This window comes from Cupriavidus sp. CuC1 (assembly GCF_044627735.1).
Taxonomy (GTDB): domain Bacteria; phylum Pseudomonadota; class Gammaproteobacteria; order Burkholderiales; family Burkholderiaceae; genus Cupriavidus; species Cupriavidus ulmosensis.
Window position 1 is genome coordinate 136,960 of sequence record NZ_JBIUHC010000002.1, and the last position, 22,975, is coordinate 159,934.

21 protein-coding genes and 1 tRNA gene are annotated in these 22,975 nt (G+C 66.2%); 10 read left to right on the top strand and 12 right to left on the bottom strand.

The window, feature by feature from the left end; all coding sequences use genetic code 11:
- Positions 1 to 42: 42 nt before the first annotated feature.
- From ACGLHR_RS01450 to ACGLHR_RS01465, 4 genes are all read right to left on the bottom strand, one after another.
- The gene (locus ACGLHR_RS01450) at positions 43 to 846 is read right to left on the bottom strand and encodes an ABC transporter ATP-binding protein (protein WP_400091456.1); all 804 of its coding nucleotides are present in this window, start codon (positions 844 to 846) and stop codon (positions 43 to 45) included.
- Positions 847 to 898: 52 nt separating this feature from the next.
- Positions 899 to 1,837 carry a nitrate ABC transporter permease gene (ntrB, locus tag ACGLHR_RS01455; RefSeq protein WP_400091458.1) on the bottom strand — a complete coding sequence of 313 codons (939 nt, stop codon included), beginning with the start codon at positions 1,835 to 1,837 and terminating at the stop codon, positions 899 to 901.
- Positions 1,838 to 1,922: 85 nt separating this feature from the next.
- The gene (locus ACGLHR_RS01460) at positions 1,923 to 3,242 is read right to left on the bottom strand and encodes a CmpA/NrtA family ABC transporter substrate-binding protein (protein ID WP_400091461.1); all 1,320 of its coding nucleotides are present in this window, start codon (positions 3,240 to 3,242) and stop codon (positions 1,923 to 1,925) included.
- A 357-nt stretch (positions 3,243 to 3,599) separates the two neighbouring features.
- The gene (locus ACGLHR_RS01465; protein WP_318231601.1) at positions 3,600 to 4,271 is read right to left on the bottom strand and encodes an ANTAR domain-containing protein; all 672 of its coding nucleotides are present in this window, start codon (positions 4,269 to 4,271) and stop codon (positions 3,600 to 3,602) included.
- Positions 4,272 to 4,481: 210 nt separating this feature from the next.
- Here ACGLHR_RS01465 and ACGLHR_RS01470 point away from each other — a divergent pair, with 210 nt between their 5' ends.
- The gene (locus tag ACGLHR_RS01470; RefSeq protein WP_400091463.1) at positions 4,482 to 5,183 is read left to right on the top strand and encodes a fumarylacetoacetate hydrolase family protein; all 702 of its coding nucleotides are present in this window, start codon (positions 4,482 to 4,484) and stop codon (positions 5,181 to 5,183) included.
- Positions 5,184 to 5,187: 4 nt separating this feature from the next.
- Entirely contained in the window at positions 5,188 to 5,835 is a 648-nt protein-coding gene (gene maiA / locus ACGLHR_RS01475) for a maleylacetoacetate isomerase (protein WP_400091465.1), read from the top strand.
- An 88-nt stretch (positions 5,836 to 5,923) separates the two neighbouring features.
- Here maiA and ftsY read toward each other — a convergent pair whose 3' ends face one another.
- On the bottom strand, positions 5,924 to 7,069 hold the full coding sequence (gene ftsY, locus ACGLHR_RS01480) for a signal recognition particle-docking protein FtsY (RefSeq protein ID WP_400091466.1): 1,146 nt from the start codon (positions 7,067 to 7,069) through the stop codon (positions 5,924 to 5,926).
- Between the two features lie 60 nt (positions 7,070 to 7,129).
- Between ftsY and ACGLHR_RS01485 the strand changes: the two genes are divergently transcribed.
- The 5 genes from ACGLHR_RS01485 (at position 7,130) to ACGLHR_RS01505 (ending at position 11,785) form a co-directional block, all read left to right on the top strand.
- Complete coding sequence (locus ACGLHR_RS01485; protein WP_400091467.1) at positions 7,130 to 8,656, top strand: M16 family metallopeptidase; 1,527 nt, start codon at positions 7,130 to 7,132, stop codon at positions 8,654 to 8,656.
- Positions 8,657 to 8,680: 24 nt separating this feature from the next.
- Positions 8,681 to 10,042: a M16 family metallopeptidase gene (locus ACGLHR_RS01490; RefSeq protein WP_400091494.1), complete on the top strand. Its 1,362-nt coding sequence runs from the start codon at positions 8,681 to 8,683 to the stop codon at positions 10,040 to 10,042.
- A gap of 77 nt (positions 10,043 to 10,119) precedes the next feature.
- A complete protein-coding gene (rsmD, locus tag ACGLHR_RS01495; RefSeq protein ID WP_267605404.1) occupies positions 10,120 to 10,749 on the top strand; it encodes a 16S rRNA (guanine(966)-N(2))-methyltransferase RsmD in 630 nt (209 codons plus the stop codon).
- 217 nt (positions 10,750 to 10,966) lie between these two features.
- Positions 10,967 to 11,455, top strand: coding sequence for a pantetheine-phosphate adenylyltransferase (coaD, locus tag ACGLHR_RS01500; RefSeq protein ID WP_267605405.1), 489 nt, complete (start codon positions 10,967 to 10,969; stop codon positions 11,453 to 11,455).
- Between the two features lie 69 nt (positions 11,456 to 11,524).
- A complete protein-coding gene (locus tag ACGLHR_RS01505) occupies positions 11,525 to 11,785 on the top strand; it encodes a YfhL family 4Fe-4S dicluster ferredoxin (protein ID WP_043343403.1) in 261 nt (86 codons plus the stop codon).
- An 89-nt stretch (positions 11,786 to 11,874) separates the two neighbouring features.
- On the opposite strand, the gene pth is transcribed toward ACGLHR_RS01505, so the two are convergent.
- From pth to ACGLHR_RS01540, 7 genes are all read right to left on the bottom strand, one after another.
- Complete coding sequence (pth, locus tag ACGLHR_RS01510; protein ID WP_318231596.1) at positions 11,875 to 12,468, bottom strand: aminoacyl-tRNA hydrolase; 594 nt, start codon at positions 12,466 to 12,468, stop codon at positions 11,875 to 11,877.
- 435 nt (positions 12,469 to 12,903) lie between these two features.
- The gene (locus tag ACGLHR_RS01515; protein WP_267605409.1) at positions 12,904 to 13,506 is read right to left on the bottom strand and encodes a 50S ribosomal protein L25/general stress protein Ctc; all 603 of its coding nucleotides are present in this window, start codon (positions 13,504 to 13,506) and stop codon (positions 12,904 to 12,906) included.
- Positions 13,507 to 13,627: 121 nt separating this feature from the next.
- Entirely contained in the window at positions 13,628 to 14,581 is a 954-nt protein-coding gene (locus tag ACGLHR_RS01520; RefSeq protein ID WP_017229695.1) for a ribose-phosphate pyrophosphokinase, read from the bottom strand.
- Between the two features lie 96 nt (positions 14,582 to 14,677).
- Positions 14,678 to 14,754, bottom strand: a tRNA-Gln gene (locus tag ACGLHR_RS01525).
- Positions 14,755 to 14,813: 59 nt separating this feature from the next.
- On the bottom strand, positions 14,814 to 15,692 hold the full coding sequence (gene ispE / locus ACGLHR_RS01530) for a 4-(cytidine 5'-diphospho)-2-C-methyl-D-erythritol kinase (protein ID WP_318231594.1): 879 nt from the start codon (positions 15,690 to 15,692) through the stop codon (positions 14,814 to 14,816).
- A complete protein-coding gene (gene lolB, locus ACGLHR_RS01535; RefSeq protein WP_400091470.1) occupies positions 15,689 to 16,324 on the bottom strand; it encodes a lipoprotein insertase outer membrane protein LolB in 636 nt (211 codons plus the stop codon). The genes ispE and lolB overlap by 4 nt, the downstream gene beginning before the upstream one ends.
- Positions 16,325 to 16,443: 119 nt before the next feature.
- On the bottom strand, positions 16,444 to 18,327 hold the full coding sequence (locus tag ACGLHR_RS01540) for a tetratricopeptide repeat protein (RefSeq protein WP_400091472.1): 1,884 nt from the start codon (positions 18,325 to 18,327) through the stop codon (positions 16,444 to 16,446).
- Between the two features lie 141 nt (positions 18,328 to 18,468).
- On the opposite strand from ACGLHR_RS01540, the gene mutM reads away from it, so the two are divergent.
- The 3 genes from mutM (at position 18,469) to mutY (ending at position 22,857) form a co-directional block, all read left to right on the top strand.
- Positions 18,469 to 19,350, top strand: coding sequence for a bifunctional DNA-formamidopyrimidine glycosylase/DNA-(apurinic or apyrimidinic site) lyase (gene mutM, locus ACGLHR_RS01545; RefSeq protein ID WP_400091475.1), 882 nt, complete (start codon positions 18,469 to 18,471; stop codon positions 19,348 to 19,350).
- Between the two features lie 283 nt (positions 19,351 to 19,633).
- The gene (locus tag ACGLHR_RS01550; RefSeq protein ID WP_400091477.1) at positions 19,634 to 21,577 is read left to right on the top strand and encodes a dynamin family protein; all 1,944 of its coding nucleotides are present in this window, start codon (positions 19,634 to 19,636) and stop codon (positions 21,575 to 21,577) included.
- A gap of 110 nt (positions 21,578 to 21,687) precedes the next feature.
- Entirely contained in the window at positions 21,688 to 22,857 is a 1,170-nt protein-coding gene (mutY, locus tag ACGLHR_RS01555) for an A/G-specific adenine glycosylase (protein WP_400091479.1), read from the top strand.
- Positions 22,858 to 22,975: the final 118 nt, after the last annotated feature.

A 22,975-nucleotide genomic window follows, 5' to 3' on the forward strand; every position in this document is an offset into this window, starting at 1 on the left:
TCGCCCCCGGCGCCGTAGCGCCAGGCCCCTCATTGCACCGGCTCAGGCGGCTTCCTTCAGGGCGGGATTGCGCTGCTTGCGGTACAGGAAGTCCAGCACTGCCGTGCGGCATGCGTGGTAGTCCTTATCCCCAGCCAGCGCCATGCGCTCGCGCGGCCGTGGCAGGTCCACCTTCAGCACTTCGCCGATGGTGGCCGCAGGGCCGTTGGTCATCATGACGATGCGGTCGGCCAGCAACACCGCTTCATCCACGTCGTGGGTCACCATCACCACCGTGCTGCGCGTCTTCGCCACGATCTTGATCAGCTCGTCCTGCAGGTGCGCGCGGGTGAGCGCATCCAGCGCGCCAAAGGGCTCGTCCATCAGCAGCACCTTGGGCTCCATGGCCAGCGCCCTGGCGATGCCCACGCGCTGCTTCATGCCGCCCGAGATCTCCTGCGGATACTTGGCTTCGGCGTGGGTCAGGCCAACCATGGCCAGCGTGTCATGCGTGCGGGCCTTCAGTTGCGCCTTGCTTTCGCTGCCGCCGAACACGCGCTCCACGCCAAGGTAGACGTTGTCGAAACAGGTCAGCCAGGGCAGCAGCGAATGGTTCTGGAACACCACCGCCCGATCCGGGCCCGGGCCGGCGATTTCGCGCTCGGCGCAGATCAGCGCGCCGGCGCTGGGCCGGTCCAGCCCGGCCAGCAGGTTGAGCAAGGTGGACTTGCCGCAGCCCGAATGGCCAATCAGCGTAATGAACTCGCCGCTGGCGATGGTCAGGTTGACATCGCGCAGGGCCACGAACGGCCCCTTCTTGGTCTTGAAGGTCTGCCCGACATTCTCGATACGGACGAACTTTTCCATGAGGTTCTCCTTGGGTGCCAGGGCGCGGTAGCCGACTTGGCGTCTTGGCGGCTTAGTTGCCGTAGCTGAAGCGCTTGGCCAGGCTGAGCAGCGCGTATTCGAGCAGCAGCCCGACCACGCCGATGATGAAGATCGCGATGACGATGTGTTCCACCTTCAGGTTGTTCCACTCGTCCCATAGCCAGAAGCCGATGCCGGTGCCGCCAGTGAGCATTTCCGCGGCCACGATCACCAGCCACGCGGTGCCGATGGACAGCCGCACGCCGGTGAGCATGTACGGCAGCACGGCCGGCAGCAGCACGCGGGTGAACACCTTCCATTCGGACAGGTCGAGCACGCGCGCCACGTTCAGGTAGTCCTGCGGCACGCGGGTCACGCCCACGGCGGTATTGATCACCATCGGCCAGATCGAGCAGATGAAGATGGCCCAGATTGCCGCCGGGTTTGCGGACTTGAACAGCAGCAGGCCAATGGGCAGCCACGCCAGCGGCGAGACCGGGCGCAGCAGGCTGATGATGGGCGCCATCATGGCGTTGAGAAAGGCAAAGCGGCCCAGCGCGAAGCCGGCCGGGATGCCGATCAGCGCCGCCAGCCCGAAGCCTGCCGCCACGCGCGCCAGCGATGCCAGCACGTTCCAGCCGATGCCCTGGTCGTTGGGGCCGTTGCGGTAGAACGGGTCGGCGAACAGCGGCACGGCGGCATGCCAGGTGGCGGCCGGCGTGGGGATGGCGGGGATCATGGTGGCGATGCCGTGCCACATCAGCAGGAACAGCGCAAAGCCTGCTACGGGCGGTATCACCTTGAGCACGACGGCGGCGATGGCGTCGCGCCGCGCCGCGCGGCGCGCATCGGCTTGTGCTGCGAGCGCGCGGCGCTCGGCGCGCTCATGGGCTTGCTGGTCGCCAACCACGGCGAGCTCGGCGGTGGTGCCGGCATCTGCAGGGGCGGCTTGGTTGGCAGCATGCGGGGCCGGCTGGGCTAGTGCATTCACGTCAGGCTCCTTCAGGAGCCGGCGTGTCGCCACGCCGGCGTTCAAGCGGCAAACAAAATCGGAATCACGCCAGGGCGCGTGCGCGTCAGGCCTTGATCTTGAAACCGTCGGCGTAGGCCTTCGGGTCCTTGCTGGCGTCCCATACCACGCCGTCGATCAGCTTCGCGGTGCGCAAGTCGCTCTTGGGCAGCGGCACCTGCGCCGCGGCGGCGCCCTGCTTGTAGATGTCGATGCGGTTGACCTTCTTCGCCACCTCCAGGTAGTCCGGATGCTCCTTGAGCAAGCCCCAGCGCTTTTGCTGCGTGAGGAACCACATGCCGTCGGAGAGGAAGGGATAGTTGGCGATGCCGTCCTGGTAGAACTTCATCGAGTCCGGGTCGTCCCAGGTCTTGCCCAGGCCGTTGCTGTAGCGGCCCAGCATGCGGTCCAGGATGATGTCCATGTCGGTGTTGACGTAGGACTTGGCGGCAATGGTCTCGGCGGTCTTGCGGCGGTTGGAGGCCGAAGCGTCGATGTACTTCGATGCGTCGAGCACGGCGGCAACCATCGCGCGCGCCGTGTTGGGATACTTCTGCACGAACTCGGCCGTAGTGCCCAGGGTCTTCTCCGGGTGGTCCTTCCAGATCGCCTGCGTGGTCTCCGCGGTAAAGCCGATCTTGTCGGCGATGGCGCGCGCCCCCCAGGGCTCGCCCACGCAGAAGCCGTCCATGTTGCCTACGCGCATGTTGGCCACCATCTGCGGCGGCGGCACGGTGATGGCCTTGGCGTCCTGCATCGGGTTGATCCCGTTGGCGGCCAGCCAGTAGTACAGCCACATGGCGTGGGTGCCGGTGGGGAAGGTCTGGGCGAAGGTGTACTCGCGCTTTTCCTTCATCATCAGCGCCTTCAGGCTGGCGCCGTCCTTGACGCCTTTCTCCGCGAGCTTGGACGACAGCGTGATGGCCTGGCCGTTGTGGTTCAGGTTCATCAGCACGGCCATATCCTTCTTGGGGCCGCCGATGCCAAGCTGCACGCCGTAGATCAGGCCGTAGAGCACATGTGCCGCATCGAGTTCGCCATTGACCAGCTTGTCGCGCACGCCGGCCCAGGAGGCTTCCTTGGTGGGCGTGATCTTGATGCCGTACTTCTTGTCGAAGCCGAGCGTGCCCGCCATCACGACCGAGGCGCAGTCCGTCAGCGGGATGAAGCCGATCCGTACCTCCGGCTTTTCCGGTGCGTCGGAGCCGGCTGCCCATGCGCCAGCGCGTACCAGGGGATCAACCAGGGTGATCACGCTGGCACCGGCGATGGTGGCCAGTGCGCGGCGCCGTCCGCTGCTGGCGGGCACCGCATCGGCGCCAGTGATGCTGGCGTCGGTGGCAACTGCTGAATGCAGCGGCTTGGTAATCTTCAGGCGAGAGGGCATTGACACGGCTCCAAATAAAAAGCGTCCTGAACTGCTCCGCTTTCGCCAGAAATGCGGGGGCAGGTCAGGACGCCGTTGTCCCGTGATGCGGCGCGGCCGTCGTTGGCGGCGCACATCGGTATGTGATCGGCCGTCGTTGGCCGATGCCTTGATTACGCAAGCGGCGTGCCAAGGGTGGAACGGGCTGTTGTCGGAATGGCAGAGCAGGAGCGAAGGGCGCAGGAGCCGGAAGCGGGCGAACGAAAGCTGCGCCGGTGCGGTGCCGGTGCGTGGGAGGTGTTCCTGTCGCGCCATCTTTGTGCATTGCACCAAGCGCGTGCGGGGCGTATCGAAACGCCAATGGGGCTGATTCGGGGCTTAACTCATCACATCGATGACCCGCCGCGCCGCCTCGACGAGCTTGATACCGCGCTCCATCGCCATGCTGCGCAGCCGCTTGTAGGCCTCGTCCTCGGTCATGCCGCGCTCCTTCATCAGCAGGCCCTTGGCCCGCTCGACTTCCTTGCGCTCGGCCAGCTGCAGCCGCGTGGCATCGAGTTCGGCGCGCAGTTCCTGGTTCAGTTCGAAGCGCGCATAGGCCACGTCCAGCACGGTCTTCACGCGCTCGGCGCGCAGGCCGTCGACGATGTAGGCGGTGATGCCCGCCGTCAGCGCGGCCTTGATGCGCTGGGCGTCGTCGTTGTCCGTGAAGAGCACGATGGGGCGCGGCGCATGCTGGGTCGACACGCACACATGCTCGACCGTATCGCGCGCGGCGGACTCCGAGGCGATGATGATCAGGTCCGGCTGCCGCGCGGCGATGGCGTCGGGCAGCCGCAGGTCGGCATCCACCGTTTCGATGTCGGTGAAGCCCGCCGATACAAGCCCGGCACGTATCGTCTCGATATTGAGCGGATCCTCGTCATGCGGATCGCGCACCAGCAAGATGCGCAGCGCGCGTGAACTCGCCGCGGCGGGCGCGGGGCTCGCCGGACTCGCCGGACTCGCCGGACTCGTCGGACTGGAAGGGGCTGGGGGGCGTCTGTTCATGGCGTCACTTGGAATCTCTCGTTCCATGCAAGATTCGCGCCGAGATGCTTTTAATTGTATTGCGGGGTTTCCCGGATTCAATGCCCAGTGCCATACGCGGCAGGAAACGCAGGTGTATGCTATTGCCCTGCTCGCGGCGGGGGGCGTCTGCTGGCGACGCCGCATGCCGGTGCGTAGCCTAAAACACAGTACACAAGTCTGGAGAGATGGATGACCGAATTCGTATTTGCCCCGCCGGCGCCCCATGGCGTGCCCGTGCGTGGCAGCAGCGCTCAGTTCCCGGTGCGCCGGGTTTACTGCGTGGGCCGCAACTATGCCGCCCATGCCCGTGAAATGGGTTCGGATCCGGATCGCGAGCCGCCGTTCTTCTTCTGCAAGCCCGCCGACGCCGTGAGCTATGTCGCCGACGGTACCGAAGGCACCTTCCCCTATCCCCAGGGCACCAGCAACTGCCACTACGAAGTGGAGCTGGTCGTTGCCATCGGCAAGGGCGGCAAGGACATCGCCGAGGCGGACGCCGCGAGCCACGTGTTTGGCTACGCGCTTGGTCTCGACATGACGCGCCGCGACCTGCAGAACGAATCGAAGAAGACTGGCCGCCCCTGGGAAACCGGCAAGGCCTTCGACAAGTCCGCCCCGATCGGCCCGATCGTGCCGGTGTCCGTCATCGGCCATCCGCAGAAGGGCGCGGTGACGCTGGCCGTCAACGGCGTCGAGAAGCAGCGCGGCGACCTGTCGGACCTGATCTGGTCGGTGCCCGAAATGGTGTCCTATCTCTCCAAGCTGTTCGAGCTGCAACCCGGCGACCTGATCTACAGCGGCACGCCAGAAGGCGTGGGCCCGGTGGTCAAGGGCGATGTCATGCTGTGCAAGATCGAAGGCGTGGGCGAGCTCACCGTCAAGGTAGTCTGAGCCCATGCTCAAGCTTTACAGCTACTTTCGCAGCTCCGCCTCGTACCGTGTGCGCATCGCCCTGCAGTTGAAGGGCCTGCCTTACGAGTACATGCCGGTCCATCTGTTGCGCGACGGCGGCCAGCAACTGCTGCCGGCCTACCGGGCGCTGAACCCCGATGCGCTGGTGCCGACCCTGCTGGATGACGATCATGTATTGATCCAGTCCGTGGCGATGGTCGAGTACCTCGACGAGACGCATCCCGAGCCGCCCCTGCTGCCGGGCAGCGCGCTCGACCGCGCCTACATCCGCGCCCTGGCGCTGGAGGTCGCGTGCGAGATCCATCCGCTGAACAACCTGCGCGTGCTGAAGTACATCAAGCACACGCTGGGCGTGGCGGAGGAGGCCAAGGACGCATGGTATCGCCACTGGGTCGAGCTGGGTTTCGAGTCGGTGAATACCAACCTTGTGCGCTCGGGCAAGGCAGGGCGCTTCTGCTTCGGCGATACGCCGACGCTGGCCGATATCTGCCTGGTGCCGCAGGTGTTCAACGCGCAGCGCTTCAATATCGACGTGGCCCGCTACCCGGCCATCGCCAAGGTGTTCGACTCCTGCATGGCGCTGCCCGCGTTCCGGCAAGCCGAGCCCAAGGCGCAGCCGGACGCTGAGTAAGCTGGCAGGCTAAGCCCCGGCAGTGCGCAAAAAGAAAAAGCCCCGCAAGCGATTGCGGGGCTTTTCTTCTGGTGGGCCGGTTTGCCGCTCAGCCGAGCAGCGCGTCGGCGAATTCCTCGGCATTGAAAGGCTGCAGGTCTTCGACCTTCTCGCCCACGCCGATGAAGTAGACCGGCACCGGGCGCTGGCGCGCGATCGCGGCCAGGATGCCGCCCTTGGCGGTGCCGTCGAGCTTGGTCACGATCAGCCCGGTCAGGCCCAGCGCGTCGTCGAACGCCTTGACCTGGGACAGCGCGTTCTGGCCGGTGTTGCCGTCGATCACCAGCAGCGACTCGTGCGGCGCGTTCGGCATCGCCTTGGCGATGACGCGCTTGACCTTCTTCAGCTCTTCCATCAGGTGCAGCTGCGTGGGCAGGCGGCCCGCGGTATCTGCCATCACGATATCGATGCTGCGTGCGCGTGCCGCGTTGACCGCGTCGAAGATCACCGCGGCCGGGTCGCCGCTCTCCTGCGAGACCACGGTGACGTTGTTGCGCTCGCCCCAGATGGTCAGCTGCTCGCGCGCGGCGGCGCGGAAGGTGTCGCCGGCGGCCAGCAGCACGGACTGGTCATAGCTCTGGAAGTGCTTGCACAGCTTGCCGATGCTGGTGGTCTTGCCGGCGCCGTTGACGCCCGAGATCATCATCACCAGCGGCTGCTCGCGGCCCAGTGACATGGTTTTCTCGAGCGGACGCAGCAGGTCGGTCAGTAGGTCGCGCAGCGCGGCCTTGACGCCTTCGGCGGTGTCGATGCGTTCGGTCTTGACGCGGCGCCGCAGGGCGCTCAGCAGGTGCTCGGTAGCCTCCACGCCGGCGTCGGCCATGATCAGGGCCGTTTCCAGGTCCTCGAACAGGTCTTCGTCGACCTTGACGCCAACGAACAGCGTGCCCAGGTTGCGGCTGGTCTTGGACAGCCCGGTGCGCAGGCGCTGCATCCAGCCGCGCCTGGCCTCGGCGGAGGCGGCCGGCGGCGGGGTCAGCACCAGTTCCTCGGCAGCGGCCGCAGGCACGCTCTGGACCGGCTCGATGGGGGTTGTCGGGACGGAAACGACGGCGGCCGGGGCAGGCCCGGCCGTGGGAATGGGGGTTGGCGCGCTGGCGGGCGCCGCGGCCGGTGTGGCGGCGGGCGCCGGGCTTTGCACCTCGGGCGGCGCACCGGCCGGTTCGGCCTTGCGCTTCTTCCAGAAACTAAACATTGGGAAAGGGGTCAATACCCCGGTAGAATCAATCGCCAAAATTCTAGCAGACGGGGTCGCATGAACCATTGTGCTGTCAGGTCCAGGTCGGGCGCCGCCCGTACCGCTTCGCATCTTGCCGGCGCCGGCGCTGTTCGCCCGGCCGCTTTCTCCCGGCGCCTTGTTCCCACCCTTTTGTTGATCGCGATGCCCTGGTTCGGCGCTGCCTATGCGCAGACCGCCGTGGTGGCGCCGCCGTTGCCGAGCGGCCAGGCAACCGCGGCGCAAACTGCCGCGGCGCAGGCCGATACCACCGAGTTCAAGCTGTCCAACGGCATGCGGGTAATCGTCAAGGAAGACCATCGCGCGCCCACCGTAGCCCACCAGATCTGGTATCGCGCGGGCGGCGTGGACGAGGTCAGCGGCACCACGGGCGTGGCGCACATGCTTGAACACATGATGTTCAAGGGTACACCAAAGGTCGGCCCGGGGGAGTTTTCCAAGCAGATCGCGGCATTGGGCGGGCGCGAGAACGCCATGACCAACCGCGATTTCACGCTCTACTACCAGCAGATCAGCAAGCAGTACCTGCCGAAGATGATGGAGCTGGAAGCCGACCGCATGGCCAATCTCATCATCAAGAAGGATGAGTTCGACCGGGAAATGAAGGTCGTGACGGAAGAGCGGCGCCTGCGCACGGACGACTCCGCGCGCGGCACCGTCTATGAGCAGTTGCTGGCCACCGTCTACACCGCCGCGCCCTACCGGCATCCCGTGATCGGCTGGCCGGACGACCTGGTCAACATGCGCGTGGAAGACGTGCAGGCCTGGTACAAGAACTGGTACGTGCCGGACAACGCGCTGCTGGTGGTGACGGGCGACGTCACGGCGGCCGAGGTCAAGGCGCTGGCGGAGCGCACCTACGGCAAGCTCAAGGCCCGCCCGCTGCCGCTGCGCAAGAACCAGCTTGAGCCCGCGCAAAAGGGCATCAAGCGGATCTGGGTCAAGGCCCCGGCCGAGAACCCCTACGTGGTGATGGCGTACAAGGTGCCGCGCCTGCACGATGTCGAGAAGGACGTCGATCCCTACGCGCTGGAAGTCCTCTCCGCCGTGCTCAATGGCTACGACAACGCCCGCCTGACGCGCGACCTGGTGCGCAAGCGCCGCATCGCCGACGACGTCAACGTGGGCTACGACAGCATCAACCGCGGCGAGTCCCTGATGGTGCTCGACGGCACGCCGGCCACGGGCCACACCACCGAGGAGATCGAGCGCGCGCTGCGCGACGAGATCGCCCGCATTGCGCGCGAAGGCGTCTCGCCCGAAGAGCTCAAGCGGGTCAAGGCGCAGGTGGTGGCGGCGCAGATCTACAAGCGCGACTCGGTGTTCGGGCAAGGCATGGAGATCGGCGTGGCCGAGATCGCCGGCATTTCCTGGCGCCAGATTGACCGCATGCTCGACAAGATCAAGGCCGTCACGCCGGAGCAGGTGCAGGCGGTGGCTGGCAAGTACTTCAACGACGATAACCTGACCGTGGCAACCCTGCTGCCGCAGCCGATCGACCCGAACAAGGCAAAGGCTCCGGCCGCCGCCGACTCGCTCCGCTGAGCTCTCTAGAGGACAGGACCCATGATGCCCCTCTTTGCCCCGACGATCCCGTCGCCACGCCTGTTGCGTCGCCTGGCAGGCGCGGCTTGCGGTGCGCTTGCCCTGATCGCCTCGCAGGCCGCGCTGGCTGCGATCCCGATCGAGCAGTGGACCACCTCCACCGGCGCCCGCGTGTATTTCGTGCGCAGCCCGTCCATCCCCATGCTCGACGTCAATATGGATTTTGACGCCGGCAGCCGCTACGACCCGGCCGGCAAGGCCGGCCTTGCCACGCTCGCCTCGGCTCTGCTCGACAAGGGCGCGGCCGCGCAGGATGGCCAGCCGGCCCGCAATGAAGCACAGGTGGCCGACGCCTTCGCCGACACCGGTGCCGACTTCGGCGGCGCCGCCAGCAGCGATCGCGGCGGCGTCGGCCTGCGCACGCTGACCTCCGAGCCGGAACTCAGCCAGTCGCTCGCGCTGGCCGGGCAGTTGATCAAGGCGCCGGCCTACCCGGATGCCGTGGTGGCGCGCGAAAAGCAACGCCTGATCACCGCCATCCGCGAGGCCGACACCAAGCCCGGCGTGATCGCCGACAAGATGGTGTCGCGCGCGATCTATCCATCGCATCCGTATGGCGTGTCGCCGACCGTGGCCAGTGTCGAGTCGATCACGCGGGCCGATATCGAGCGCTTCTGGCGAGATAATTTCGCCGCGTCGCGCGCCGTCGTGACGCTGATCGGCGCCATCGACCGCAAGCAGGCCGAGACCATCGCCGAGCAACTGACGCGCGGCCTGCCAGCTGGCGCCACGCCGTCCACGATGCCTCCCGTGCAGCTCAAGATCCCGGCCAGCGAGCAGCGCGTGCCGCATCCGGCGCAGCAGGCTACGGTAGCAATCAGCCAGCCCGCCATCGCGCGTGGCGATCCCGACTACTTTGCCCTGCTGGTGGGCAACTACGTGCTCGGCGGCGGCGGCTTCAGCTCGCGCCTGACCGATGAGGTGCGGGAAAAGCGGGGCCTGACCTACGGCGTCGACAGCTACTTCGCGCCGGCCAAGCAGGCAGGGCCCTTCGGCATCAGCCTGCAGACCAAGAAGGCGCAGACCAACGAAGCCCTGGCGCTGGTGCGCAAGGTGCTGGCGCAGTACGTGGCGGAAGGCCCCACCGACACCGAACTGAAGGCCGCCAAGGACAATCTGGTCAACGGCTTCCCGCTGCGCATCGACAGCAACCGCAAGCTGCTGACCAATGTGGCCAATATCGGCTGGTACCGGCTGCCGCTGGATTACCTTGACACCTGGACCGCGCAGATCGGCAAGGTCACCCGTACCCAGGTCCGCGAAGCCTTCCAGCGCCACGTGTTCCCGGACGCCATGGCGACCGTCATCGTGGGTGGACCGGAATAGCGAAGTGACAGGCGCCGGCGCCGGGGGGCGTTCCCGGCGCTTGCGCTTTTCCGCGCCACAGGCTCTACAATCACGGCATGAATTCGCGTACCCGATCTCCCTCGCCCGCCGCCAGCGGGCGATCCCCATCCTCCTCGCCGCGGCAGTCTCCTGCCCAGGTCCGTATCATTGGCGGCAAGTGGAAGCGCACGCCACTGCCCGTGCTCGACGCCGAAGGCCTGCGTCCCACCCCTGACCGCGTGCGTGAGACCCTGTTCAACTGGCTGGGGCAGGACATGTCCGGGCTGGCGTGCCTCGATCTGTTTGCGGGCTCCGGCGCACTGGGTTTCGAGGCCGCCTCCCGAGGTGCCCAGCAGGTCACCATGGTCGAAGCCAATCCGCGCGTGGCCAAGCAACTGCGGGACAACCAGTACCGGCTCGACGCCCAGCAGATCCGGGTGGTGCAAGGTGACGCATTCGCTACGGCGGCGCAGATGCCGTCGGCCAGCTTCGACGTGGTGTTCCTCGATCCGCCCTTTGCCGAAGACTGGCTTGGCCCCGCGCTGGAGCATGCGGCGCGGCTGTCACGTCCAGGCGGCGCCGTGTATGTGGAAACGGATCGCGCCCTGAGCGGCCCCGACGCCCCGGTGCCCGCGGCGCTGGAGATCGTGCGGCATGCGCGGGCCGGCGCGGTGCATTTCCATTTGCTGCAGCACAGGAACCTTTGAACACGGGATGGCCGCGAGCATTGTGACCGGCCACCCCCACGCAAAATGCGGCAGCGCGGCGAAACCGTAATGTGGCGGCTTGCAAGTGCCGCGTTTAGAGTTACACTACGCCGCTGTCGCCAACGCTCGTCACGCAGCCTTGGCTCCAGCCCTCACCATAGTGGGCGGGGTCGATCGGTCCATCCAGGGCCGGCAGCGGGCAGAACAAGGAGGAAGCATGGTCGTCGCGGTCTATCCCGGCACTTTCGATCCAATGACCCGGGGCCACGAGGATCTGGTGCGCAGAGCATCCAACATCTTCGATGAGCTCGTGGTCGGCGTGGCGCATAGCCCGAACAAGCGCCCGTTCTTTTCGCTGGAAGAGCGCATAGGCATCGCCCGTGAAGTCCTGGGCCACTATCCCAATGTGCGCGTCGAAGGTTTCTCCGGCCTGCTCAAGGATTTTGTCCGCAAGAACAACGCGCGCGTGATCGTGCGGGGTTTGCGCGCGGTCTCCGACTTCGAGTACGAGTTCCAGATGGCGGGCATGAACCGCTACCTGCTGCCGGACGTGGAAACCATGTTCCTGACGCCGTCCGACCAGTATCAGTTCATCTCCGGCACGTTTGTGCGCGAGATCGCGGTGCTTGGCGGGGATGTCAGCAAATTTGTATTTCCCTCGGTCGAACGCTGGCTCGCGGAGAAGATCAGCAGCAAAGCGGAATAAAATAGAGTCTTGCGACATGTCAGGCGCGGCCAGTCGGGCGCGGGGCATGTCGGGTTTAAAGGAAACACCATGGCACTATTGATCACCGACGACTGCATCAATTGCGACGTTTGTGAGCCGGAGTGCCCAAACGAAGCCATTTCGATGGGGCCCGAGATCTATGAGATCGACCCCAACAAATGTACCGAATGCGTCGGGCACTTCGACGAGCCGCAATGCCAGCAGGTTTGCCCTGTGGCTTGCATCCCGCACGATCCCAACCGGATCGAGACGCGCGAGATCCTGATGGATCGCTACCGGCTGCTTACCGCTGCGAAGCGGGTGGCCTGAAGCGATTGCTTGGGCTCAGGACGGCAATGCGGCAATAAAAAACCCCGTCACCGAAAGGTGGCGGGGTTTTTTGTTGGTGCACGGGGGTCTTAGCGTCCCGTGTGCAGTTCCATCATGGCGCGCTCGGACTCGCCCTTTGCGAGCAATCCCAGCGGTGCGATGCTGCGGTCGATCGCCTCGTCGATGGCCTGCTGTTCCTCGCGGCGCGGCGGCTTCAGCACAAAATTGATCACATCCTCGCGCTCGCCGGCACCACCCGCCGAATTGCGCGGATGGCCGACGCCAATGCGCAGGCGCCAGTACTCCTGGGTGGTCAGGTGCGCTGAAATATCCTTGAGGCCATTGTGGCCGCCCGCGCCGCCGCCACGCTTGAGCTTGACGGTGCCGGACGGCAGGTCCATCTCATCATGGGCCACCAGGATCTCGTCCGGCAGGATCTTGTAGAAGCGCGCGAGCGACACCACCGACAGCCCGGAGCGGTTCATGAAGGTGGACGGCTTGAGCAGCCAGATCTCCTGGTCCCACAGCCTGGCGCGCGCGGCCAGCCCGTGGAAGCGGCCTTCCACGCGCAGGGTGACGCCCCCCATGCGGGCCAGCTGGTCGACCAGCCAGAAGCCGGCATTGTGGCGTGTGGCTTCGTATTCCGCCCCGGGGTTTCCGAGGCCGACGATGAGTTTGATCATGCGTTGCACTACTTGGTTGATGGGGCTCGGCGCACGATGCGCGGGGCGGCTGGCAACTGCTTGGCTAACTGCTTGGCTGCAACTGCAACTGCAAAGTCAAAATCAACTGCAGTTTCACCACCCCTGCGGGGCGGCGACCTACTTTCTTGTTTGCCAAGAAAGTAGGCAAAGAAGGCGCGCCGGATGGGGCGACACCCCCTCGTGCCCACGAGGCGCCCCATACGGCAACTAACACCGCCACGGCTCGCTTCGCATCGCGGCTGGGTTTGGCCGCAAGCGGGCCAAACAGGAAATCTGCGGTTCGCGGGTGTGCCGGCAGAGGCAAGCATACGCGATCCTCGGCACGAAAAAAAAACCGCCGGACGCGCCGGCGGTTTTTTCTTGCGGCTGCGAGAGCCGTCCTGTCGCACAGCCCGAGGGCTGCGTTCAGGGTACTCAGGCAGCAGGCGTTTCGCCTTCGGCGGCTTCCGACACGCCACCGGCCGGCAGCGAGATGCTGGCGATAGTGGGGTTTTCGTCACCGTGGGTGATGGCGCTCACGCCCTTCGGCAGCTTCACGTCGGACAGGTGCAGGGTCTGGCCCAGTTCTGCATTGCCCAGGTCCACTTCGATGAACTCAGGCAGGTCGGCCGGCAGGCACGACACTTCCAGTTCATTCAGGATGTGGTTGACGATGCCATGGCCCAGCTTCACGCCCGGGGCGTTTTCCTGGTTCATGAAGTGCAGCGGCACCTTGACGTGGATCTTGTCGGTGGCCGACACGCGTTGGAAGTCAACGTGCAGGACCAGCGGCTTGAACGGGTGCATCTGGAAAGCGCGCAGCAGGGCCTTCTCAGCCTTGCCTTCCACTTCGAGGTCGAGAATCGACGAGTGGAATGCTTCTTTCTTCAGCGCGTGGAACAGCGCGTTGTGATCGAGTTCGATCATCTTGGGCTCGGCTGCGCCGCCATAGATGATGCCGGGGGTCTTGCCGGCGTTGCGCAGGCGGCGGCTCGCACCCGTTCCCTGTACGCTACGCTCGAAGGCTACTACTTTCATGATGACTCCAAATGTAAGAGGGCTGTCCGCGACCAGACAGCCCGATGAACCTCGCCACGGGCCGTAATTGGGGTCTTACCCCCAAAAAACAGCCGCAAACGCGGTAAAGCCTTGAATTCTATCAGGAATCGGCAAACAGCGACATGATCGAGTCGCCCTTGACGATCCGGGTAAAGGTCTCTGCCAGCAGCGATGCGGTCGAGAGCTGGCGAATCTTGCCGGACTGGATGGCATCGTCGCGCAGCGGAATCGTGTCGCACACCACCACTTCATCCAGCTCGGAGTCGGCGATGCGGGCAGCCGCGCCGCCGGACAGGACCGGATGGGTACAGTAAGCGAATACCTTCAGCGCGCCGCGTTCCTTGAGCACCTGGGCAGCCTTGCACAGGGTGCCGCCGGTGTCGATCATGTCATCCATGATCACGCAGTTGCGGCCGTCGACTTCACCGATGATGTTCATCACTTCGGCCACATTGGCCTTGGGGCGACGCTTGTCGATGATGGCCAGGTCGCAGTTCAGCTGCTTGGCCAGCGCACGGGCGCGCACCACGCCGCCGACGTCGGGCGAGACCACCAGCAGATTGCCGTAGTTCTTCTCGCGCAGGTCGCCCAGCAGAACCGGGGAGGCGTAGATGTTATCAACCGGGATATCGAAGAAGCCCTGGATCTGGTCGGCGTGGAGGTCCATGGTCAGGACCCGCTCGACGCCGGCAACTTCCAGCATGTTGGCTACCACCTTGGCCGAGATCGCGACGCGCGCCGAACGCGGGCGGCGATCCTGGCGGGCATAGCCGAAGTAGGGCATGGCGGCGGTGATGCTGCGTGCCGAGGCGCGCTTGAGCGCATCGACCATCACCATCAGTTCCATCAGGTTGTCGTTGGTCGGCGCGCAGGTGGACTGCAGCACGATGACGTGCTTGCCGCGAACATTTTCCTGGATTTCAACTTGGACTTCGCCGTCGGAGAACCGGCCGACCTGGGCTTTCCCGAGCGGGATGCCGAGGTGCTGCACGACAGCCTCCGCGAGTTTGGGGTTGGCGTTGCCGGTAAAAACCATCAAGCCTTCGCTGCTCATTCGGTGCACCTGTCTTGCTGCTGGAGGGGGAACGATTGCTGCCGGCTAGTGCCGGCAGCTTTTCGTGCAGGTCCATTAGGACACTGTAGGATGTAATGGCAGGGGAAGAAGGATTCGAACCTTCGAATGCCGGAATCAAAATCCGGTGCCTTGACCAACTTGGCGACTCCCCTACACAACCGGGTACGTCCATCGTCACATTCAACTGCCTGCGACGCCGAACGAAAAACTTTTATGCGAGCGTTGCGAGTGGGTGTTGCGATAAACTCTTCGCACACCTGCCATCCCATTCGGGAGGCAACCGGTCTAGTACCTGCTGCGCAGTTTGCTCGTCGTTAAATCGGGCAAACACGCAGGCTCCGGAACCGGTCATCCTTGCATGTGGACTGTACTGTCTCAACCATTCAAGGGCTCGGGCAACTTCGCCGAACTTCACTGTTGCTATCGCTTCCAGGTCGTTGCGACCGAAACCGAACTTGTTTGTGCATCCAGTGAAGTCCGCTATTATGGTGATCGCTGTATCCCTTGTCAAGCGCTTGTCCGAAAAAATTGCCACGGTCGGAACATGCTGGCGCGGATGGATGATCACGAACCAACTGTCGGGCAATTCGACCGTCGTCAGCTCCTCGCCAATCCCTTGCGCGAACGCGTTTTCTCCATGCACGAAGAACGGCACGTCGGCACCTAGCGCAAGGCCGATGCGCTTGAGCTCGTCGCGGCTCAGCCCCAGCCCCCACAGATGATTCAGCGCTAGCAGCGTGGTCGCCGCATCCGAAGATCCGCCGCCGATGCCGCCGCCCATCGGCAGCCGCTTGGCAATGGCGATGTCCGCGCCAAAGCCGGTGCCGCTAGCCTGCTGCAAGGCCCGAGCGGCACGCACGATGAGGTCGCTCTCCACCGGCACGCCCGGCACGTCGCTGATGCGCTCGATGCGGCCATCGTCGCGGCGGCAAAAGTCCAGCGTATCGCTCCAGTCCACCAGTTGGAAAACCGTCTGCAGCGTGTGGTAGCCGTCCGCGCGGCGTCCGGTCACATGCAGGAAGAGATTCAGCTTGGCGGGCGCCGGGCAGTTGCGCAGCTCCGGCGGCGGCAGGGGGCGGGCCGTACTCATTGTGCTTGCTCCGGATCGATGACGAGGCGTACCGAGAGCGGGTTGGCTTGGCCGTCGCGTGCCAGGTCGATGCGGCGCGGGCGTGCCGCGGCCGCGGCCGCGGTGGATGGTGTGGATGGCGTCGTGGGCGAGGCTTCCTGCCACGCTACGTAGCGTACGGTCCAGCCGTTCTGCGCCAGGGTAGCCAGGCGTCCGCTGTCGTCGCGCGTGGTGCGCGCCGGGCTGCCGGGCGCGGGGCGGGCGTGAAGCCAGTCGCGCAGGCCCGCCACCGGCAGCGAGAAGCCAAGCGCTTCTTCCAGCAAGGTGTCGACCTCGGGCGCGTTGCGCGGTGCCTGGTTGGGCAGGTCGAGCGTGGCGCCCGAAGGCGTGGAAGTGACCACGGCCAGGGTCTGGCCCAGCGGCGAGATCAGGTCCAGGCGCACATTGCGGCCTTGCTCATGCCATTGGAAGCTGCCCTGCACGCCTTCATCGCGGCCGTAGCGCACGTAGTTGGCGGCGAAACGGCCGCTGAGCTCGCGTGGCTGGGCGGTCTCGCCAGCGTCGAACTGCCGCGTGGGCGTGATGCTGGCGCAGGCGGCGAGCCATAGGGGGGCGCTCAGGCAGAGCAGGGCAAGGCGTCGGGATGTGGGCATGGCGTTTGGCGTGCGCGCCGGCGCCGCCGGGCGCCGGGCTGCCGGCCCGGCGCGAGGGCCGGGCGGCGGATGATTGCGGGTGATCTGTTTGCTGCGTGACGGCTGCGGACGGCAGGGTGCTACTTGGACAGCGCGGAGAGCGGCACGTTGTAGCGGCGCAGGGTGTCGATCAGGATGACGTTATCCGGCTCGATTTTGGCGGCTTCGGTCCAGGTCTTGCGGGCTTCGTCCTGCTGGCCGAGTTGCCACAGCACCTCGCCGAGGTGGGCACCGATTTCGGCCTCGGGCGCCTTGGCGTAAGCGTTGCGCAGCAGTTCGGCGGCCGGCTGCAACTGGCCCAGGCGGAATTTGACCCAGGCCAGGCTATCCATGATGTAGGGATCGTCCGGGCCCAGCGCGGAGGCCTTTTCCAGCAGCTTGAGGGCCTCGGGCAGGCGCACGTTGCGGTCCGCAAGCGAATAGCCCAGCGCGTTATAGCCTTGCTTGGCTTCCGGCTGCATGGCGATCACGCGGCGCAGCAGCTTTTCCATGCTGTCGTAGCGCTTCTCGCGCTCATCGAGCATGGCGAGCTCATAGACCCAGTCCGAGTTGTCCGGCTCCGCCGCGGCGCGTTCCTCCAGCACCTTGCGGGCGCGGTCATAGGACTTGGCGTCGATCAGCATGCCGACTTCGGCCTGGCGGATCGCGGTCATGCGCTGCGCGCGCTGGTCGGGCTCGGGAATATCCTCGGCATCGGCCAGCATGTCGTTGAATACCGCCTGGGCGTCGTCGAGCTTGCCCATGCGGCCCAGCAACTGCGCGCGCTTGACGGCTGCCGCCGGCGCGAGCCGGGCGTCGTCGATGCGGTCGAGCCAGGCCACGGCCGCCGGATAGTCCTTCTTTTCCTCGGCGATCTGCGCCAGGTACTGGTAGGCGATATCCGGGCTGGCCGCCGGCACTTGCTCGGCGAGCTGCAGGTACTCCTTCAGGTACAGCTCGGCTTCGTCATAGCGCTTGGACTGCAGGCTGGTCAGGCCGAGGGCGAGCGGCACGCGCGGATCCTTCGGCGCGATCGTGCGCAGCGTCTCGAACTCCGAGCGCGCGGCTTGCAGGTCGTTTTGCTGCAGGTAGAGGCGGGCCAGCGTGATGTGCCCGTTGACCGAGGCCGGGGCCTTGTTGACGAACGCCTTCAGCCCGGCAATGGCCTGGTCCGGCGCGCTGTCGGCACGCAGCTCGGCGGCCATCAGCGCAGCGGCTTCGAAGTCGGGGCGGATCTTCTGGGCCTCGTCGAGCTCGGCCAGGGCGCCGGGAATGTCGTTGGCGGTTTCCTTGGCGCGCGCGAGGGCAAGGTGGGCCTCGGCCGACTTCAGGTCGTTGGCCACCAGGCGCTGCAGCAGCGCGGCGGCCCCGGCCGGATCGCTGGTGCGCGAAAGCTGTTGCTGCATCTGCAGGATGGCCTCCGGCCGGTGGCTCGGCGGCACGCCATTGAGCTGCAGGGCCAGCAGGGGCTCGGCTTCGTCCCATCGGCCGCTCAGGACCAGCAGGGTCGACAGCACTTGCCGCGCACCGGCGGAGGTCGGCGCAAGCTCGGTCCACAGCCGCGCGCCGTCAAGCGCTTGCTGGGCGCTGCGGGCATTGAATGCGATCTCGGTGGCTCGCTGCGCAAAGCGCGGGTCGCGCGTATTGCGGGCCAGCTCAACGTACGTCTGGTAAGCGGGGCCAACCACGCCGCGCTGGGTGGAGATTTCCGCGGCCAGCACCCGGTAGAGGATGTCCGCGGTCAGCGGCACCGCCGGCAGGGGCATCTTCGGCGGCAGCGGGTTCGAGCGGATTGGCGTGGTGGCCTCCGCGGCGACCTTCATCGCGGGCTTGCCGTCCGCGGACGCGGCATGGCTGGCGAGCGGCGCCAGCGCGCAGACTGCTACCGCGGCCGCAGCCGTGGCCGCGAGCCTGTGACGCAGCGGCCGCCGGGGAGAAATAAATTGAGCGGTGGTCATCGGGGTACGGTCCAGGCGGTCCGACATGTGGGTGGGTACTCCAGCACTCAAAGGCGATGGGGAAGGTAAAGGCATTGTAGCCTGCCGCTACAATGCTTTGCTTATCCGCATGGCACTAGCACGGCTGGGGTCTCTGGCGGTTTGAGTGGCACAAAAGGGAGAGGTTCGATGCCTGAGTTGCCGGAGGTCGAAGTGACCCGGCGCGGCTTGCTGCCGCATGTGGTTGGGCGGCGCATTGCCGAAGTGGTGGTGCGCCATCGCGGCCTGCGCTGGCCGGTCGAGCCGGACCTGGAGTCGCAGCTGGCCGGGCGGGTGATCGCGCGCATCGAGCGGCGTGGCAAGTACCTGCTGCTGGAGTGCGTGCGCCCGGACGGGGAGGCCCCCGGATGGCTGCTGATCCACCTTGGCATGACCGGCACGTTGCGGGTGCTGCCGCAGGCGCCGCCGCCGGGCACGCACGATCACCTTGACCTCGTCCTCGCCGACCCGGACGGCCCGGGCGATGCGCGGTCCGGCGCCGGCACTGGACTAGTGCTGCGCTTCCGCGATCCGCGGCGCTTTGGCGCGGTGCTGTGGAGCCTGCTCGAAGAGTCGCAATTGCCGACCCATCCGCTGCTGAGCAAGCTTGGCATCGAGCCTTTCGACCCACGCTTCGACGGGGCCTGGCTCTACCGGCTGGGACGTGGGCGCAGCGCGGCCATCAAGACCGTGCTTCTTGCCGGCGACATCGTGGTGGGCGTGGGCAATATCTATGCGTCGGAAAGCCTGTTTGCCGCTGGCATCCGCCCCACCACGCCGGCCGGGCGCTTGTCCCTGGCGCGTTGCGAGCGCCTTGCCGAGGCCGTGCGCGACACGCTGGCCCGCGCGATCGAGCGCGGCGGCAGCACCTTGCGCGACTTTGTCGGCAGCGATGGCAGCAGTGGCTATTTCCAGCTGGATTGCGCCGTGTACGACCGCGCCGGCCATCCATGCCGGGTCTGCGGCACCACCATCCGGCAGATCGTCCAGGGGCAGCGCTCGACGTTCTATTGCCCGACCTGCCAACGCTGAGTCCGGCGGGGGCGTGCCGGTGGCTCTCGTGCCGCAGCCCGCACGAGAGTGACGATTGCCTATCTTCCCGCGAATGTGGTGCCAACCCGATGGCCCGGCGCAACAGGGGAGGCGGCGGGCGGCTCGAATTTCACAAAAGTCCGCCGTAAACCTGTATCTTGAAGAACGTAAAAAAGTGTTACAAAGACACCATGTCACCGCCCGGGTGCCGGCCATCGGACATCAAGATGCCAGGCCTGCAGCGCCGTCGCGGGGGCTTTTCGCCAAGCCGATCCCAGTGCCAATGACAACCCTCGCCCTTCAATTCGAACAATACGGCGCCTGGAGAACCGGGGTACTCAACTCCCTGGCCGAATTCCGCTCCTGGCTCCAGCAGCACGATCTCTACGACGCCCAGGCCGACGAACGCGTCCAGCGCATCCAGGGCGTGCTCAAGAGCGACCGGCTCAAGGTGGCGTTCATCGCGGAGTTCTCGCGGGGCAAGAGCGAGCTGATCAACGCAATCTTCTTTGCCGACTACGGCCGTCGCATCCTGCCGTCTTCCGCCGGGCGCACCACGATGTGCCCGACCGAGCTGCGCTACGACGAAGCCGAGGCACCGTGCATCCGGCTGCTGCCGATCGAGACGCGCCTGCAGGAAGCTTCCACCGCCGATTTCCTTGACGTCGACGCGCACTGGCATACCGTGCCGCTCGACCCCTCGTCGCCCGACGGCATGCTGGATGCGTTCCGGCATGTGGTCGAGACCAACCGGGTCACGCGCGAGATGGCCGAGTCGCTCGGCCTGTACAACGAGAACGATCCCGACGCCGCCTACGCGCTCGATGCCGACGGCATGGTCGAGATTTCCCGCTGGCGCCACGCGGTCATCAACTTCCCGCATCCGCTGCTGCGCCAGGGCCTGGTCATCCTCGATACGCCTGGCCTCAACGCGATCGGCACCGAGCCCGAGCTGACGCTGCGCCTGATCCCGGACGCGCATGTCGTTGTGTTCATGCTGGCGGCCGACGCCGGCGTGACCAAGAGCGACCTCGACCTCTGGCGCAGCCATGTGAGCGCAGGCCACCGCAAGGGCTGCCTGGCCGTGTTGAACAAGATCGATGGCCTGTGGGACCCGCTCAAGTCGCCCGCCGAGACCGCGGCCGAGATCACGCGCCAGGTCACAACCAGCGCCCATGTGCTGGGCATCGACGAGTCGCGCGTCTATCCGGTGTCGGCGCAGAAGGGCCTGGTGGCCAAGGTCACTAACGACGCCGACCTGCTGGCGCGCAGCGGCCTGCCGCAATTCGAGCACGTGCTGTCGGACCAGCTGATCCCGCAGCGGCGCGAGATCGTCGCCGACCAGGTGCAGCGCTCGGTGGAGGAGATGGCACGCGGCGCGCAGCAACTGCTGCAAAGCCGCCGCCGCAGCATCGTCGAGCAGTTGTTCGAGCTGCGCGGCCTGCGCGGCAAGAACCACGCGATGGTCAAGCACATGCTGATGCGCGTGCAGTCCGAGAAGGAAGAGTTCGAGCAGAGCATCGCCAAGTTCCAGGCGCTGCGGCTGGTATTCGGGCGCCATAGCGCCGACATCATCAAGAGCCTGCAGCTGCGCGACGTGCGCCGCACCATGCGCGAGCGCCGCGAGCAGATGAAGGAGCGTTTCTTCTCGCGCGGCATGCGCGAGGACATGGACGCCTTGTTCACGCGGCTTGGCGAACTGGTCAGCGAGGCGGACCAGAAGATCGCCCAGCTCCACCAGCTCACCGACAGCATGTACCGCCGCTTCAATGCCGAGCATGGCTTTACGCTGCCCGCGCCGATCCAGTTCGTCACCGCGCGCTACGTCAGCGAACTGCAGCAGACGCTGGCGCTGGCCCACACGCACTTCGGTGCCATGAACATGCTCACGCGCACGCGCCCGCAGCTGGTGCAGAGCGCGTTTTCCACCATCGCGACCCGCGTGCTGGAAACCTTCCGCGATCTGAACCGCGATATCGAGATCTGGCTCAAGTCGGTGATGACGCCGCTGGAGGCGCAGGTGCGCGAACACCAGAAGCAGTTGCGCCGCCGGGTCGATTCGATCGAGCGCATCCATGAGGCCACCGACACGCTCGAGAGCCGCATCGCGCAGCTCGAGGAAGTGCTCAACGGCCTGGACGATCGCAGCGGCCGCATCGAATCCTTCTCCAGGCGGATCCTGCAGCCGGACGCCGACGAGGGGCAGCTCAGGGCGTTCGCGGCCTGAAGCGCGGCCGGCGCAAGGCTGGCCGCGAGTGCCGGTGGCGGCGAGGCGGTATCATGACGCGCCGCCGCCTCCGGCGCTGTCGCCCTGTTGCCTTACCCGTCACGTACCCGATGCCCCGCAAGCCCGCTGCTTCTCCTGCCGTTTCTTCCGATCTTCCCCCCGCCGCGGTTCCCGCCGATTTCGCCGCGCGCGTGGTGGGCTGGCAGCGCATGCACGGGCGCCATGACCTGCCCTGGCAGAACACCCGCGACCCTTACCGCATCTGGCTGTCCGAGATCATGCTGCAGCAGACCCAGGTCAGCGCGGTGATCGAGTATTTCCAGCGCTTCGTCGGCCGCCTGCCAACCGTGGCTGCATTGGCCGAGGCCAGCGCGGACGAGGTGATGGCGCTGTGGGCCGGGCTTGGCTACTACTCGCGCGCGCGCAACCTGCACCGCTGCGCCAAGGCCGTGATGAGCGAGCATGGCGGCGTGTTCCCGACCGACCCCGAGGTGCTGGTGACGCTCCCCGGCATCGGCCGCTCCACCGCGGCGGCCGTGGCCGCGTTCAGCGCCGGCGTGCGCTCGCCGATCCTGGACGGCAACGTCAAGCGCGTCTTTGCCAGGTTCTTCGGCATCCATGGGCATCCCGGCGTCAAGGCGGTGGAGAACCGCATGTGGCAGCTTGCCGATGAGGTCTTGCCAGCCAAGGGGCCCACGCAAGCCGAGGACATGGTGTCCTACACCCAGGGCGTGATGGACCTTGGCGCCACCGTATGCTCGCGCGGCAAGCCAGCTTGCCTCGCCGCCGCCGCGTCATGCCCGCTGGCGAGCGACTGCGTGGCGCGCCGCGACGGCCTGACCGGCGTGCTGCCCACGCCAAAGCCGCGCGCCGCCATTCCCGAGCGCAGCACCGTGATGCTGCTGGTCCGCCGCGGCCGCGAAGTCCTGCTCGCGCTGCGCCCGGACAGCGGCATCTGGGGCGGCCTGTGGAGCCTGCCCGAAATGCCGGTCGATACCGTGCCCTTCGATGCGGAGCTGGCCGAAGACGCTGCGCTAGAGCGCGCTCGTGAATTCGGCAATCCCGGCGCTGCCAACATGGTCGGCGAACTCACCCATGTCTTCACCCACTTCCGCCTGCTGATCCGCGCCATCCGCGTCGACGTCACCGGCCTCGCAGTGCGTGACGCAGATAGCGGCCCCGCGCTGCGCTGGCTTTCGCTGGACGATCTGGACGCGGTAGGCACGCCCGCGCCAGTGCGCAAGCTGCTGGAAGCGCAAGCCCAAGGCGGATTGTTTTAACAGCGTCTCGGAAGGTGCGAAGAAATCGTAGCGAGCGGCCCGTGGCAGGTGCGAGGAGCGCAGCCGTACATGCGTACGGCGAGCACCGCAGCGCCTGCCACGGGCCGCGCAGTAGATT

Bases quoted from the DNA above. Each gene is read 5' to 3' on its own strand.
- mutM (WP_400091475.1), top strand. From the start codon at position 18,469: ATGCCTGAGTTGCCGGAGGTCGAAGTGACCCGGCGCGGCTTGCTGCCG.
- ftsY (WP_400091466.1), bottom strand. From the start codon at position 7,069: ATGTTTAGTTTCTGGAAGAAGCGCAAGGCCGAACCGGCCGGTGCGCCG.
- coaD (WP_267605405.1), top strand. From the start codon at position 10,967: ATGGTCGTCGCGGTCTATCCCGGCACTTTCGATCCAATGACCCGGGGC.
- rsmD (WP_267605404.1), top strand. From the start codon at position 10,120: ATGAATTCGCGTACCCGATCTCCCTCGCCCGCCGCCAGCGGGCGATCC.
- ACGLHR_RS01470 (WP_400091463.1), top strand. From the start codon at position 4,482: ATGACCGAATTCGTATTTGCCCCGCCGGCGCCCCATGGCGTGCCCGTG.
- pth (WP_318231596.1), bottom strand. From the start codon at position 12,468: ATGATCAAACTCATCGTCGGCCTCGGAAACCCCGGGGCGGAATACGAA.
- maiA (WP_400091465.1), top strand. From the start codon at position 5,188: ATGCTCAAGCTTTACAGCTACTTTCGCAGCTCCGCCTCGTACCGTGTG.
- ispE (WP_318231594.1), bottom strand. From the start codon at position 15,692: ATGAGTACGGCCCGCCCCCTGCCGCCGCCGGAGCTGCGCAACTGCCCG.
- ACGLHR_RS01515 (WP_267605409.1), bottom strand. From the start codon at position 13,506: ATGAAAGTAGTAGCCTTCGAGCGTAGCGTACAGGGAACGGGTGCGAGC.
- ACGLHR_RS01490 (WP_400091494.1), top strand. From the start codon at position 8,681: ATGCCCCTCTTTGCCCCGACGATCCCGTCGCCACGCCTGTTGCGTCGC.
- lolB (WP_400091470.1), bottom strand. From the start codon at position 16,324: ATGCCCACATCCCGACGCCTTGCCCTGCTCTGCCTGAGCGCCCCCCTA.
- mutY (WP_400091479.1), top strand. From the start codon at position 21,688: ATGCCCCGCAAGCCCGCTGCTTCTCCTGCCGTTTCTTCCGATCTTCCC.
- ACGLHR_RS01450 (WP_400091456.1), bottom strand. From the start codon at position 846: ATGGAAAAGTTCGTCCGTATCGAGAATGTCGGGCAGACCTTCAAGACC.
- ACGLHR_RS01550 (WP_400091477.1), top strand. From the start codon at position 19,634: ATGACAACCCTCGCCCTTCAATTCGAACAATACGGCGCCTGGAGAACC.
- ACGLHR_RS01540 (WP_400091472.1), bottom strand. From the start codon at position 18,327: ATGTCGGACCGCCTGGACCGTACCCCGATGACCACCGCTCAATTTATT.
- ACGLHR_RS01485 (WP_400091467.1), top strand. From the start codon at position 7,130: ATGAACCATTGTGCTGTCAGGTCCAGGTCGGGCGCCGCCCGTACCGCT.
- ACGLHR_RS01520 (WP_017229695.1), bottom strand. From the start codon at position 14,581: ATGAGCAGCGAAGGCTTGATGGTTTTTACCGGCAACGCCAACCCCAAA.
- ACGLHR_RS01460 (WP_400091461.1), bottom strand. From the start codon at position 3,242: ATGCCCTCTCGCCTGAAGATTACCAAGCCGCTGCATTCAGCAGTTGCC.
- ACGLHR_RS01465 (WP_318231601.1), bottom strand. From the start codon at position 4,271: ATGAACAGACGCCCCCCAGCCCCTTCCAGTCCGACGAGTCCGGCGAGT.
- ACGLHR_RS01505 (WP_043343403.1), top strand. From the start codon at position 11,525: ATGGCACTATTGATCACCGACGACTGCATCAATTGCGACGTTTGTGAG.